Annotated in this window: 11 protein-coding genes; 5 read left to right on the plus strand and 6 right to left on the minus strand. The window is 56.5% G+C overall.

The genetic code is table 11. The annotated features are described in order from the left end of the window. The first annotated feature begins 106 nt into the window (after window positions 1-106). The 3 genes from solA to HBOR_RS16920 all read left to right on the plus strand — a co-directional run bounded on the left by solA (window position 107) and on the right by HBOR_RS16920 (window position 5,173). Complete coding sequence (solA, locus tag HBOR_RS16910; RefSeq protein ID WP_006054588.1) at window positions 107-1,255, plus strand: N-methyl-L-tryptophan oxidase; 1,149 nt, start codon at window positions 107-109, stop codon at window positions 1,253-1,255. A gap of 1,198 nt (window positions 1,256-2,453) precedes the next feature. Beyond that, window positions 2,454-4,142, plus strand: a complete 1,689-nt coding sequence (locus tag HBOR_RS16915; RefSeq protein ID WP_006054587.1) for a thiamine pyrophosphate-binding protein — start codon at window positions 2,454-2,456, stop codon at window positions 4,140-4,142. 56 nt (window positions 4,143-4,198) lie between these two features. After that, on the plus strand, window positions 4,199-5,173 hold the full coding sequence (locus HBOR_RS16920; protein WP_006054586.1) for an NAD-dependent epimerase/dehydratase family protein: 975 nt from the start codon (window positions 4,199-4,201) through the stop codon (window positions 5,171-5,173). Between the two features lie 50 nt (window positions 5,174-5,223). Here the strand turns inward: HBOR_RS16920 and HBOR_RS16925 are convergent, their stop codons facing one another. Both HBOR_RS16925 and HBOR_RS16930 read right to left on the minus strand, forming a co-directional pair. Beyond that, complete coding sequence (locus HBOR_RS16925) at window positions 5,224-5,835, minus strand: HD domain-containing protein (RefSeq protein ID WP_006054585.1); 612 nt, start codon at window positions 5,833-5,835, stop codon at window positions 5,224-5,226. Next, window positions 5,825-6,559: an EthD domain-containing protein gene (locus HBOR_RS16930; RefSeq protein WP_049890691.1), complete on the minus strand. Its 735-nt coding sequence runs from the start codon at window positions 6,557-6,559 to the stop codon at window positions 5,825-5,827. The genes HBOR_RS16925 and HBOR_RS16930 overlap by 11 nt, the downstream gene beginning before the upstream one ends. Before the next feature lie 146 nt (window positions 6,560-6,705). Here HBOR_RS16930 and HBOR_RS16935 point away from each other — a divergent pair, with 146 nt between their 5' ends. Next, window positions 6,706-7,974: a M24 family metallopeptidase gene (locus tag HBOR_RS16935; RefSeq protein WP_006054583.1), complete on the plus strand. Its 1,269-nt coding sequence runs from the start codon at window positions 6,706-6,708 to the stop codon at window positions 7,972-7,974. An 84-nt stretch (window positions 7,975-8,058) separates the two neighbouring features. Then, window positions 8,059-9,060 (plus strand): LLM class flavin-dependent oxidoreductase, encoded by a 1,002-nt coding sequence (locus HBOR_RS16940; protein ID WP_006054582.1) that lies wholly within the window; start codon window positions 8,059-8,061, stop codon window positions 9,058-9,060. A 60-nt stretch (window positions 9,061-9,120) separates the two neighbouring features. Here HBOR_RS16940 and HBOR_RS16945 read toward each other — a convergent pair whose 3' ends face one another. The 4 genes from HBOR_RS16945 to HBOR_RS16960 all read right to left on the minus strand — a co-directional run bounded on the left by HBOR_RS16945 (window position 9,121) and on the right by HBOR_RS16960 (window position 14,540). Then, window positions 9,121-10,137: an alpha-ketoacid dehydrogenase subunit beta gene (locus tag HBOR_RS16945; RefSeq protein ID WP_006054581.1), complete on the minus strand. Its 1,017-nt coding sequence runs from the start codon at window positions 10,135-10,137 to the stop codon at window positions 9,121-9,123. Next, the gene (gene pdhA, locus HBOR_RS16950; protein ID WP_006054580.1) at window positions 10,134-11,282 is read right to left on the minus strand and encodes a pyruvate dehydrogenase (acetyl-transferring) E1 component subunit alpha; all 1,149 of its coding nucleotides are present in this window, start codon (window positions 11,280-11,282) and stop codon (window positions 10,134-10,136) included. The genes HBOR_RS16945 and pdhA overlap by 4 nt, the downstream gene beginning before the upstream one ends. Before the next feature lie 518 nt (window positions 11,283-11,800). Beyond that, window positions 11,801-13,228: a sodium-dependent transporter gene (locus HBOR_RS16955; protein WP_013440777.1), complete on the minus strand. Its 1,428-nt coding sequence runs from the start codon at window positions 13,226-13,228 to the stop codon at window positions 11,801-11,803. 193 nt (window positions 13,229-13,421) lie between these two features. After that, window positions 13,422-14,540 carry a pyridoxal phosphate-dependent aminotransferase gene (locus HBOR_RS16960; RefSeq protein ID WP_006054578.1) on the minus strand — a complete coding sequence of 373 codons (1,119 nt, stop codon included), beginning with the start codon at window positions 14,538-14,540 and terminating at the stop codon, window positions 13,422-13,424. Window positions 14,541-14,593 lie beyond the last annotated feature (53 nt).

The raw sequence follows: 14,593 nt of genomic DNA on the forward strand, positions 1-14,593 counted from the left end.
GCGGGCAAAAATTGCGAGTCGGATGGCGAACGGGTGGTCCAAGATAATCCGGCAAATAGATTGGCGAACACAAACATTAATACTATCCTGATACTTACCCCGTCACATGGAAGGTAGTGACAAAGCATACGATGTCATAGTCGTCGGTGTCGGAGGCATCGGAAGTGCAGCGGTGTACCACCTCTCTCAGCGTGGGCTTGACGTGTTAGGATTAGACCAGTACAGCATCCCGAACTCGGTTGGCTCCTCACACGGTGACTCCCGGCTCATTCGCCTCACGAACTACGAGGACCCGGAGTACGTTCCCCACGTTCGGCGCTCTATCGACTTGTGGGAATCGTTAGAAGAAGAGTACGGCGAACAACTACTGTTCCGTACGGGGACGGTTGATGCCGGTCCGGAAGGGAGTGAGACTGTCGAAGGGGCCATCACCGCCTGCGAGGAGTACGACCTCCCGTACGAACATCTTTCGGCGGCCGAACTCTCCGAACAGTTCCCGGGGTTTCGTCTGCCGTCGGACTTTGAAGCGGTACATCAGCCGGATGGCGGGTTTATTCATCCGACGAGGTGCGTACAGGCACATGTCGCCGGAGCGCACGATAACGGCGCAGAAACCCACGCACACGAAACGGTCGTCGAGTGGGACACGACAGACGACGGAGTCCGCGTACAAACCGATCTCACGACGTACGAGGCAGATCAACTCGTTCTAACGGCCGGCGCATGGAAGGATGTATTCCCCGAACGGGTCGCGGAGAAACTGACACCGTGGCGCGTCATCGTCGGTGGCTTCCAACCCGAGTCTCCCGAGAAGTTTACACCGGATGCACTGCCCGTCTTCTCGATCAACGAGGGCGACCAAGGATACTACGGGGCACCGGCAGCAGGCACCTCTGGGTTCAAATTCGGTCTCGTAGACAATCTAGAGGACGTTGCAGACCCGTCTGATTTCGATCCCAGACCGACGGAGAAGGAGAAAGAGCGGCTCAGAACGGTACTTTACGACAAAGCCCGAGAGTACTTCCCGGAAGGTGCGCGTTCGACGAAGCGACTGAAGACCTGTATGGTCACTCACACTCCGGATCAGGATTTCATCGTTGACTCACTGCCGGACCGTCCGCAAGTGAAAGTTGGCGCAGGGTTCTCCGGGAAAGGATTCAAATTCAGCGGTCTCATGGGAGAGCTATTAGCCGACCTCGTGACTGAGGAGGCCTCGAAGGTCGATCTCGAAATTTTCGAGATGGACCGGTTCTAACCTATCGTCGCGTCTGCACCCGATTGCTCATCCGACTGCACGACGTCGTGCGGTCAAGTGAGTGAAGAGAGACGTTACTATATCACACACAAGTCATCGGGTAAGCAACCGTGACACTTGCAGGCCGCTCAACGAGTGTCTTGCAGCGACGGCTACGTCCGTTCGCCGTCAAAACCTCACGTGACAGCTCTGTTCGGGGGCATTGCTGTAATTCTCGCTACTTCTTTTCAGTCACCTGTTGCCGCCATCTTCGTAGGTCGTCGAGGGCACTCTGTCAAATACCACGATAAATAATAGTGTATAAATGGAACAAGATAATACGACAGCTAGCGGCTCTGCGTCCGATGTCTGATTGTAGACACGATACGACATTGGTTCGATGGTTCGTCCTGTTGCCTACTTCATGAGGGCATACTTTCATATGATCCTTATTGTCGTGCCAACTCACGTGTCTCTCTCCTCTATCTCGTGGTACGATCTGATTGTCCTTTCCTTCGGTGTGGCACGATGCGGGTTGATCGATATTGTTTGTGTTGTACACTATCGTCTACCTCAACGGTCGATTCGGCCTCTTTGATGACAGCTATCAACTGAGACTATTCTAACCCAGCTAACCCGGTCGAACTTAGAATCCAAGTAGTTTGGACAATTTAAAGTACGAAACCGGGAGAAAACGGTTCCGAGCCACTCTCGATGTTATTTCACATCTCCCGCGCCTGCATTCGCGTCGTTCTGTGGGGTTCGATTTCGATTCATTCGGTGTCTGATTCGATATCTCTCCGGTTCTGGTCTTCTCATCGGTGGCTGTCGAAATATTACAAGGCTAACTGCGTAACGCTATCCTTGATAAACATAAGAATTTACACATAATGTCCGAGTATTTCGGATACAATCTGCCTAATACACTACGCAATCTCTTTCTATTTTTGTTGTTGACTGACCGCTCTAATCTCTAAATTCAGCGTAGATCTATGACAAATCGCCAAACTAATTCAATATTTTTCAAAATCTATATTTATCCGAATTACTTGGATTCTGTACTCGCCTATACGAGAAACAGGAGGGTATGTGAGGGACCGATAAACCGAAGTACACCTAGTGAGTGGGTGTAACTCACGTAGGGTAGTCGTCGTATGGTTTCCGTGACCCTCGAATCCGTCACGACCGTACTAGCGCGCCTACAGAATCACTCAGACCCATGACCAAGTGTACTGCTGAAATCGTTCGCGTGTTGGAGCATCTGGGCGTCGAGTACCTGTTCGGTTATCCCGGCGGCCGAGCAATCGAACTCCTCGAGTCTCTCGCCGACTCAGATATTCAAGTTGTACGCCCGCGTGACGAGCGCGAGGCGAGTGTGATGGCCGAGATGTACGGGCGATATCACCAATCTCCGGGAGTGCTTACGGGGCAAGGCCCGTGGATTGGGAGTATCGGTGCGATTGGGCAGATGGAGGCTCAACTTGGCTCATCTCCTATGGTTGCGCTTACCGAGGCATCCGAACGAGGAGATTACTCGACGCTGGCCCCGTACCAACAGGCGCGGGGAGATTATGGTGGCTTTTCGCTTCCTAAGATTCTGGACGGTATCACGAAAGAATGGTGGTTCCCTCGTTCGGCCAACGAAACGATACGGAGCGTCCAGTTAGCGTTCAAGCATTCGACCGCTAACCGCCCCGGTCCCACGGCGGTTATTTTAGACGGTGATGCGGTCACAGCCGAGGTGCCGGAATCTGATACACCACCCCTCTGGTCTCCGGAGGCACAGACTCGAAACTGGGACTCGGCACCGACCGAGGAGACCGTTTCTACAGCCTCGAAGATTCTCTCGGATGCTGACCGACCAGTTATTATCGCGGGGAACGGCGTTCACGTCTCTCAGTGCTACGACGAACTCCTCGAAGTTGCGGAGGCGTACGACGCGGTCGTCACCACGTCGTATCTCGGGAAGTCTACGATTCCGGAGACGCACGACCGGGCCGCTGGTGTTATTGGTTCGTTCGGACACGAAGGTGCCAATCAAGCGGTCAGCGAAGCAGACGCGTTACTCGTCGTCGGTTGTCGGATGAATCCGATGGACACGAACTGGCAGGCGGCGAGTTTCATCCGCCCGGACGAGCAAGCGATCATCCACGCGGATATCGAAACCCGGAACGCCGGTTGGGTGTACCCCGCCGATGTCGGACTCATCGGCGACGCCGGACAGTCGCTTTCGGCACTCGTCAGCGCAGGTAGTGGACAAAACGGCTGGGCACTCGACCGCGCTGCTGAAGCGCGAACGGACTTTACAGCCCCCGCCTGCGACTCAGACCAGCGTCCGATTCTCCCACAGCGTGCAGTCGCAGAAATCAACGAGATAGTGGATGCAGAGACGATTGTGACGGCAGATTCGGGGAACAACCGGTTCTGGCTCCTCAACTACCTGCAGACGCCGGCGATCCGAACGTACTTCGGCAGTGGCGGTGTCGGCGGCATGGGATGGGCTGGTCCCGCTGGTGTCTCTGCGGCAATTACGACTGACAAGGACGTGGTCGCAGTTGCCGGTGACGGCGGCTTCACGATGACGATGACATGCGTCGAAACAGCAGTCGAATACGGGGTGGCACCCACGTTTGTCGTCCTCAACGACACCTCGCTCGGGATGGTCCGCCAGATGGACGATTCGATTCCCGGCGTCGAGTTCCACGATACGGACTTCGTCGCTGTGGCCGAAGGCTTCGGTGCGGAGGGGATGCGCGTGACGGAACCAGAGAACTTGGCTGCTCGCCTCAAAGAGGCCAAAGCGGCCGATGTTCCGACGGTCGTGGACGTTCGAATCGACCGCGAACAGGATATGGCCGAAACGCTCCAGTCGTCGTTTTACGCCGAAGTCGGCGGCCTTCACGAGTAACGGCCAGTTTGTGGGAAGGCACAACGCTTTTGCCGGACTCCACCGACATCGGTACTATGGCGGAAAACGCGACAGTACTTGTCACTGGTGGGACCGGCTTCATCGGTTCGTACGTTTCGAAGCAGTTCCTCGAACACGGACACGACGTCATCGCATACGACCTCTCGACGGATACGCGTATCCTAGAGAAACTCGGTATCGCCGCCGACGTCGAAGTCAGACGCGGTGACGTGAGCGATGCGACTGACGTGGTCAGCGCAGTTTCTGAGACCGGAACGACGCATATCGTTCATCTCGCCGCACTCTTGACCAATACGGCTGAGAGTAACCCTCGCGCAGCCATGCAAGTAAACATCGAAGGGACGAGCAACGTCTTCGAGGCCGCTCGGACGCTGGATGACCAAGTCGAACGGGTCGCCTGGGCATCTTCTGCGGCAGTCTATGCGCCGCCGCACAACTACGATGACGGCGGCGACTGGTGGGTTACCGAGGATGATCTGGTTTACCCGGATACGCTCTACGGGGCGACTAAGGAGTACAACGAACACCAAGCCCGCGTCTATCACGAGGAGTACGATGTCAGTCACGTTGCGATTCGGCCGACCGTCGCGTACGGCCCGTACCGTGAGACCGGTGGATCTGCGTTCCTTGCGAATATCATCGAGAAGCCAGCAGTTGGTGAGTCATTCTCGGTCGAGTACGGCGACCAAGAAATCGACTGGCAACACGTCGAAGATATCGCTCAGGGATTCCGTCTGGCGGCGTTTACACCCGATGAAGAACTCTCTCAGCGTATCTACAACGTTCGTGGGGAGCTTGCGACCGTCCGAGAGGCGGCCGAGACCGTCGAGGGCATCATACCCGACGCCGACATCGACGTGTCTGACGATGGCGAACTGCCGTGGACCCAACGACTTGACATGACGAAGGCGCAGGAAGACTTGGGCTACGACCCGCAGTACGACCTCGAATCCGGGTTCCGCGACTACATCTCGGTTCTCCGTGATGAGGCCGGACTGGACCCGCTCTAGGCGCTCGGCAACGATTCGAACGGTGAAAAGAGACGCAGGTTGATTCGGGTTCAGTTCTGCGTTTGGCTGTACTTGTCCACCCACTCTTTCAGCGTGATTCCCATCGCAGATTCGGTGATCGCGTTCGAAGAGGCCGAATTCGCACTTTTGACGAGTTCGGCTTCGAGCGTTCGCGTCGGAACTTCCCCGAGGAAGTGCGGAATCGCTCTTTGTACGTCTAGCGGACAGCCGACTTCGTGAGCGAGCGCGTAGCCCGAGATTGAGTGGGGTATCTCCTCGTTGGCGTAGTGTTCGCGGTCGGTACCGTCAAGCAGTTCGGCATCAACGTGGTCCACGTACTCGTAGCACTTCCCGACATCGTGAAGCAGGCACGCCGCGACGATAACGTCGATATCTGGGTCTGCGCCGTGGAAGTCGCGTTGAACTTCGGCGGATTGGAGTGCGATTTTTGTGACACCCCGGACGTGTTCGACGTTCGTGACGTCGTGAATATTCCATGCGTATGGAATATCGTGGATTGACTGCCAACCTCCTCGTTCTAGACCGAGAACCCACGCGTCCACGACTTTTTCCCGAAGGTCATCGTCCTCAATCCGGCGTAGCGATGGAAACGCGTCCCGAACTTGACTTTCGTAGTCCCGCTCGTGTACCTCAGTAGCCATCGTGTTTCAGAAGCGTGTTCTTCACGAGCCGTTCGCGGCCGATAAACCGCGGGCGCTCTTCGATTGCGAGGAAGTTGTCAACGTCCTCGCGCGCCTCGGCGGCTTTACCGCCCGTCGCCTCGTAGTCACGGGAGCCTTCACTACCCAATGCGTCGTAGAGTTTCTCGATATCGTCGAAGTAGAGTTCGGCGATGCCGTCGAATTCGGCGTTGTCGGGATCTGTCGGAACCACCTGACAGTACCGAACGACACCCTCAATCTCCTTTGCGATGGGCGTGTGAGTGTTCTGCCAGTGGTCGAGGAACTCCTCGTGAGTCATTCCTTCTTTCCGGACGAGGAACGCCGAGTGCTTGTAGAGACCGTCGGTATCGCCGTCAACTTCGTCCTTAACGATGCGCTCTTCCCCGATCAGACGCGGGCGACGCGCTACGTCGAGGAAGTTATCAACGTCCTGTCGAGCTTTCGCGGCGATTTCTTTCGTCGGGTCGTAATCACGCGAGCCTTCGCTTCCGAGCGCCTCGTGTAGTTCGTCTAACGTCTCGAAGTAGAGTTCGGCCAATCCGTCGAACTCCGCGTGTTCGGGTTCAGTCGGAAGGACTTGCTGGTAGCGGACGACTCCTTCGATATCCTTCGCAATCGGTGTGTGGGTATGCTGCCAGTGTTCGACGAACTCCTCGTGAGACATGTCCGACTGACGCACTAGCAGTGCAACGTGCTTGTACATGGATATACGTCTCGTCGTGGTGTCTATTAAAATGTGAGGGATCAGGAGGGATACGTGCTTCCGTCCACCTCCCGGAGTCAAACACCCAGCAGTCATGACCCCAATGACCATCTTGATAATCGTCCGGAAAAATAATCGTACTGAGTATGTACGAGCGGAGTTTCATGGAAGGAACGCGTGGGACGCAGGCCGTTGACTGGGAGGAGCGCATCGACGTCAAGCGTCTCCGCGAAGAACGCTACGAGAAGGCACTTGAACGCTTACAGGACTCGGATCTCGGGAGTATGCTTCTCGTCTCCGACCCGAACATCCGATACGTTACTGGGCTTGCGATGACTGGTGGCTCCGGAGCCGACCATTACACCCTCTTGACCGAGGAGGGCGATATCGTCCACTGGGACACCGCAGATCACGCGAGCAATCAGCGGTTTAACTGCCCGTGGTTGGACGATATCCGCTACGCGTGCCCCGGACTCGGGAACGTCCCGCGCGCGTCCGGCCGCGACTCCGCACGCAACTGGCTCAAGCAAAAGATGGCCACTCTCGTCACGGAGGCGATGGAAGAGTACGGCGTCCACAAGGAGCCACTGGGTCTCGACGTAGGTAATCAGGGTCTCATCAGCGCCTTCGAGACCAACAACGTAGATGTTCGTACCAAGGAGTGCGTCGATCTGATGCATGATGCCCGGAAGATCAAGACCCAAGACGAGATCGAATGTCTTCGGCAGGTCGCAGCCATCTGTGAAGCTGGCTTCCAGAAAATCAAGGAAACCGCCCGTCCGGGTGTGAAAGAGTCCGAAGTCTGGGGTCACGCGAGCAAGGAACTCTGGCGGCACGGTGCGATGGTCCAAGGCGGCTACGTCACGTCCGGTCCGAACACGTGGCCGAAACATCAGGCGAACACGACCGACCGACAGATTCGCCCCGGTGATATCGTCTATGCCGACTTCTACAACATCGGCTACCTCGGCTACCGGTCGTGTTACTACCGAACGTTCTCCATGGGTGAACCAACCAAGGCACAGAAGGACGCATACGAAACGGCCCGAGACAATCTCTACGACGTACTCGAACGCATCGAGCCGGGTGCGACGACCGACGAAATCTGCAAAGGCTTCCCCGATATGGAGGGCGAACACGCCGACTGGTACGACGCGACAGACCACTGGCAGATGACGACCAATCACTGGGCACACGGCCTCGGTCTCCAACTCTACGAGGTGCCACTCATCTGGCGCGGTCTTTCGCCGGACCATCCCATCGAGATCGAGGAAGGAATGACGATGGCTGTCGAAACGATGGAACCCGCAGACCGCCAAGGAGTCCGCGTTGAGGAGATGGTCGTCGTCCGCGAGAACGGCGTCGAAATCCTGAGTCAGTGGCCCGTTGAGGAGATAACGCGCATCGACTACTGAACCGTCGGCTGACGTTACGCTACGAAAGCGGTACTGGGGGCCAGTTCACGAACGACTAAGGGGGAACAGTACGACAGTGCGTGTATGCAGCTCGGCACTGGTCTGTTTACCTGTCAACAGCGACCGGACGATGACCGTTCGATGACCGAGATTCACGACGAGATGCTCGAACTCGGTCGGACTATCGACGAGGCCGGTCTCGATAGCACGTGGGTCTCTGAACATCATTTCTCGGACGATAGCTACCTCTCGGGCACGATGCCGGCGCTGGGTGCGTTAGCGAGCGTCACCGACAACATCGAAATCGGGACGTGCATCGCGCTAGCGCCGCTCTACGACGGTGTTCGTCTCGCAGAGGATGCTGCGACGGTTGACCTACTTTCGGATGGGCGGCTTACACTCGGGTTATCGATTGGTTCGAATCCGAACGAGTTCGAGCAGTTCGGGGTTCCGCGCGAGGAGCGCGTCGAACGCTTGTCCGATCAGGTGAACCTGCTCCGGGGTGCGTGGTCGGATGGCCCCCTCGACTACGATGCGGAATTTCACGACGTGTCCCCTGATGTGACGGTGACTCCGAAACCGAAAGACGGGGTTCCGATCATGCTTGGTGGGGCCGCGAAACCCGCTGTGCGCCGTGCTGCTCGGACTGCTGATGCGTGGTGTGCTCCGTCGAAGCTCTCGATTACCGGACTGCAACGACGCGTCGAGGACATCCGAAACGTCCGAGAAACAGAGGATATCGACGGGGAGTTCCAGATATACATCCTCCAGCACGGTTGGGTCGGCGACTCGCGCGAAGACGCGTGGGAGACGATGAAAGACGGCTATCTCTATATCCAGCGTCGATACGCCGAGATATTCGGCGGCGAGCCCGTCGATGAACTCCCAGCAGAGCGAAAACAGGAGTTGAAAGAGCAAGCAATCTTCGGTACTCCAGATCAGGTCGTCGATGAACTCAACGAGTACCGTGAGGCACTTGGCGACGACATCCACTTCGTGTTCCGAACCTACCATCCGGGAGTCGGCACGGAAGCGATGAAGACGTGTATCCAACGGCTGGGTGAAGAAGTCGCGCCGCGAGTCTAGCGCAGACCGTGCGCTGACGGGTTTTCCTGCGAACGTGATTCTGAGTGACGTGGGGTCGGTTTAGAACTCGACTGTTTCGAGGATACCTTCTTGAATCCGCACGGCTTGTGGGAGGTAGTAGTCCTCGACGCCGTGAAGCGGCACCGGTGCGTCGAATCCAGTGATACGCTTGATCGGTGCTTCCTGATGGAGCAGTGCCTCTTCTTGAATCGTTGAAGAGATTTCTGCACCCAGTCCTCCCGTCTTCGGAGCCTCGTGGACGACCGCGGCCCGGCCGGTCTTCTTGAACGACTCGACAATCGTCTCGGTATCCAGCGGCGACAACGTACGCAAATCGACGACTTCGACATCGACTCCGCGTTCGTCCGCGAGGTTATCCGCGGCGATGAGTGCCGGGCGCGTCATCGCACCCCACGTGTATACCGAGATGTCACTCCCCTCTCGACGGATTGAGGCCTCAGAGAGCGGGACCTCGTAGCTTCCCGTCGGAACCTTCTCCTTGAACGCCCGATAGATGAGCTTCGGTTCGAGGAAAATCACCGGATCAGGATCACGGAGCGACGCGATGAGGAGTCCCTTCGCGTCGTGCGGCGTGCTCGGGGTGACGACTTTCAGTCCGGGTTCGTGGACGAAGAAGGCCTCCTTCGATTCTGAGTGGTGTTCGGGCGCGCGAATACCGCCGCCGTACGGGGCCCGCACGACCATGGGAACCGAGTACTGGCCGTGGCTACGGCTTCGCAGTCGCGCGGCGTGACTCACGATTTGGTCGAATGCGGGATAGATGAACCCCATGAACTGCATCTCGGCAACCGGGCGGAGTCCGGACAGCGCGAGACCGATTGCGGACCCCACGATTCCAGCCTCCGCAAGCGGCGTGTCGATAACGCGCTCTTCGCCGAACTCCTCGTAGAGTCCGTTCGTCGCGCGGAAGACGCCGCCGTTTTTCCCCACGTCTTCGCCCATCACGACGACATCGTCGCTTTGGGACATCTCGGTGTAGAGGCCATCACAGATCGCTTCGACGAGATTCAGCCTCTCAATCGGAGGCTCGGAGTCTGGTGCCGCCGTCGAACTCATTCTAACACCTCGTTGAATGGCTCGTCGCCGTACTTTTCGCGGAGTGCATTGAGTTCGTCCCGTTGCTCTCGAAGCCGGTCGGGCATTTCGTCGTACACGTGCTCGAATATCTGGTTGGGATCGGCCTCTGCGCTTTCAGCCTCCGCTATTGCGTCACTGATCTTCGCTTCGATGCGATCATCGATTTCGGCTTCGATGCCTTCATCGAGGAGTCCTTCGTTATACAGGTATTTCTGCAACCGGTCAACAGGGTCCTTTTCCTTCCATTCGTCGGCTTCATCCGCTTCACGGTACACTGATGGATCGTCCGCAGTTGTATGGGCACCGTAGCGGTACTGCACCGCCTCAATGAGCGTCGGGCGGAGTTCGTCACCCGTCGGGCTCTTTGCCTTGTTGAGGGCCTCCTTCGTGACCTGATAGACTGCAAGCGGATCGAGACCGTCAACGCGGACACCGTCGATACCGTACGCCTGCGCCTTCTGTGCGATTGTTTCACTCGCCGTTTGGCGCTCTCGGGGGACGGAAATCGCCCACTGATTGTTGTTGCAGACGAAGACCGTCGGAACATCGAAGACACCAGCGAAGTTCAGCCCTTCGTGGAAGTCGCCTTCGGAGGTCGCCCCATCTCCGAGATGGCAGAGAACGGCCTGGTCCGTTTTCCCCTGCATCTTGTGTCCCCAGGCCATTCCCATCGCCTGTGGCACCTGCGTTGCGATAGGGATGTATTCGGGCATGACGTTGACATCGTCAGGAACTGCATAGCCCTCTCGAAGCCCGCGAAGTGGCTTCAGAAGCGACGCCAAATCGACGCCGTGAACGTGCTTTGCCGCGTGTTCGCGGTACGTCGGGAACAGCCAGTCTTGGTCATCCAGCGCATAGCTCGTTGCGACTTGTGCACCTTCTTGTCCCGTCATGGGTGCGTACGTTGCGAGCCGTCCCTGACGCTGGAAGCTGATTGCGCGTTGATCGAACCGACGTGCGAGTTTGATGTCCTCGTACATCGAGATCAACTCCTCGTCTGAGAGGTCGGGCACCGTTGCGTTCGGTCGCACGTTGCCGTCTGTATCGAGTATCTGAATTGGCTGGTCGTCCGCCGTGACTGGGCTGCTGGTGTCGTGCTGGTCGAGTTCCTTTTGTGCGCTCATTGGTGATGGTCGATATACCGGTGGTTAGTTTGCCGTCTGTGCCACACGGCCGGTCTGGGCACCCACAGGACCGCTGGGGACGGAAGCTTGTGAGTTAGTTCCAGAGAGTGTGTCCGGTGTGAGGGCGTGTCTCCCCTCGCATCGGAGCGACTGCTGTCAGTTTAAATATAAAGAGGAAAATCGCGCTAAAAAGGGCACCAAGATGTTGAACTGGCTTGATTGCCGCGCGAATCTCTGGTCCACTGACGGTCACCATATCTACTGCAATTGTGAGGTGATGACTTAATAGTTCTGTGAGACTTAATCACAATGTTCGATGATGATAAAGACTCAGGAGCAAATTACCTGCCAACAATTGGTAGATAAGGGGTATTAGAATAAATTCATAGCCTCTTCATACTATTCAGGTGTCTTGTCACTGAAAATATCACCGGTCAGCTCAAACTACAGTGACTCTCTGCTAGCGAGACTTCCACCTCTCTGTTGCTATGCTGGAGCTAAAAGCGAGAAGACAGAGATCAGTCTGTGCTTTTGATCGCCTTGGACGGCGTCTCGCGCTCTGACCAGTGGATGAATATGATAAATGGCACTGCGGTTAGAAGTGTGATGACGAGGACCTCCATCGAGTTGACCGAAACCCCTGCGAGACTCAGACTATCGGTATAGAAGGAGAAAAGCAGGAATATCGGGAAAACCGATCCGATAGCATATCGCCACACTCCAGCGAGCGGGCGAGCAAGCGAACCTGCACCTTTGCGGTACTCTTCGACAGCGTCCGGTCCAAGTACCCACGCTGCGTAGAACATGAACCCGATCAATCCGAGCGTCATGAGAAGACTCACGAGGTGACCTGCGACGAAACTGAACACATCTGCATTGAATGCGTTGGGCGCTCCCGTTGCGACCACTAACAGAAGCATACCGCGAGTAACTTTCGAGCGTTCAAATCCGAATTCGTCGACGAGGAAGGCGACGGGGATTTCGAGCATACTGATCGAACTGGTGATCGCAGCCAGGAGGACGACGAGGAAGAAGGTCGCTCCGAGGAACTTGCCAGCGGGCAGGTTTGCGAATGCACCGGCGATGCTGACGAAGAGCGCACCTGGGCCACCACTCGTCGGCCCATCTGCGTACGAAAAGAGGAGTGGGAAGACAACGAGGCCGGCGAGAACACCGATTCCGAGATTTAGGATTGCGATGCTGGAGGCGTCAAATGGGAGCGATCTGTCCTCCTCGATATAGGATGCGTAGGTAAGCATCGTTCCGCCACCAATCGAGAGGGTGAATAACGCTTGTCCGGCGGCAGAACTGAGGACGGGGAGGAAATTCTTCGAGAGGTACTGCCCGTCGAATGCGAGATAAAACTGGTATCCCTGTGCTGCGTTTGGTTGGCGGAACGCCCAGATTGCCATGGCGGTAAGCAGAATTGCGATTCCGGGCATCATCACCTTCGTCGTCGTCTCGATGCCCTCTCTGACACCAATCATCACGATGAGTGCCGTTATGATGAGGAACACTACCTGATACTGGAATGCGCTCATCCCGTAGTTGATCGCCTCGAAGTGAGCTCCGGGTTGGGCGAAATACGCGCCCGTGAAACTCTCTATGAAGTATCGGAGGACCCATCCACCGACGACGCTGTAGAACGATATCAGTACAATCGACGTGAGGACGCAGATACCACCGAGGAGTACCCAGGAACGCGAGCCTTTGAGCGATTTGAACGCGCCAACCGGATTCAGATTCGACCGCCTTCCGATGACGAGCGTCGCTAGTAAGCCCGGAACCCCAACTCCAATGACGATAAACAGATACGTGACGAGAAATGCGCTGCCACCGTTCTGTGCGGTCATCCAGGGAAATCGCCAGATGTTCCCTAGTCCAACCGCGCTTCCGACCGCTGCTAGTATGAAACCTATGCGACTCGCCCATGTGTCACGTGCCATACAGACTCACACAACACGAATGTATTTAATAAACTTTTCTAAGAGTTGCGAATCCCGTCGTTTATCGCATCTTTTCTCCGTTCTAAACGACCCGTCTGGGCGTTTCTCGACACGCCCGAGATAGAAACCGCCCAAGACAGAAACTGAGTGCATCGACAGCGTCCGAACGCGATGCGATCGTAAAATCGCAGTCTCAGAACGAACGTGTGACCGATTTCATAACCTCCAGTGCTTCTTTCAGCGTTTCCACGTTGGTTGCATAGGAAATTCGGGCGTAACCCGCACCTCGTTCTCCGAATACATCGCCGGGGACAACGATCACACCGTTATCCAGCACTTCTGAGGCCCACCCTTCTGGGACGCTTGGCATCGCATAGAACGCTCCTTCCGGTCGAGGCGTTTCCAGGCCGATATCATCTAGCCCATCCAGAAGAACGTCTCGACGGGTCTCGAACGCAGAGACCATCTCCTCGACGGGTTCCTGTGGTCCTTTCAGAGCGGCCTCGGCGGCGTATTGAGCCGGCGCGCTTGCACACGCCTGAACGTACTGGTGGACGCGTAACATCCGCTCTATTCGATCATCGCTCGCAGTGACCCATCCGAGTCGCCATCCTGTCATCGAGTACGACTTCGAGCACGCGTTCACTTGCACGACGTTATCGGTCGTTGCGAACTCCATCGGTGAGCGGTGTTCTCCCTCGAACACGATGTGTTCGTAGACTTCGTCTAAGAGACACACAACGTCGTATTCGTCGGCGATGCGCGCAAACTCACGCATGTCCGACTCTGTCTGTACTGCACCGGTTGGATTCGCTGGACTATTGACGATAAACAGGTCGGTGTCCTCGGTGATTGCGTCTTCGACCGTCGCTGGGTCGAGGGTTAAGTCGTCTCGCAGTTCGACCGGTTTGGGCGTCCCTCCTGCAAGCACCGCGAGCTGCTCGTACGCGACGAATCCCGGGTCAGGGATGATTACTTCGCCACCGTTCCTAACGTGGGCTTCGATGGCGATGTGGAGGGCCTCGCTGGCACCGGACGTTGCGATGATGTTGTCGGGATCAACCGAGAGTCCGCTGTCCCGTTCGTATTTCTCGCTGATGCCCTCCCGGAGGCCAAGTATCCCTTTGTTGCCTGTGTACGAATCGACAACTCCGTCTTCGACTGCGGATAGCGCGGCGTCTCGAATATGCTCCGGAGTGGGGAAATCGGGTTGTCCGATACCGAGGTTAATGTCGTCCTCGCTTGCGCCTTCGAACACTTCCCTGATCCCGCTGATATCCATCTTCTCGACACGCGGTGCGTACTTACTCATTGGTTTGCTTCCCGGCATTCACGTCCAATTTCATCGTCTGGGTCATACACATT

The sequence above is a fragment of the Halogeometricum borinquense DSM 11551 genome (assembly GCF_000172995.2).
GTDB classification, from domain to species: domain Archaea; phylum Halobacteriota; class Halobacteria; order Halobacteriales; family Haloferacaceae; genus Halogeometricum; species Halogeometricum borinquense.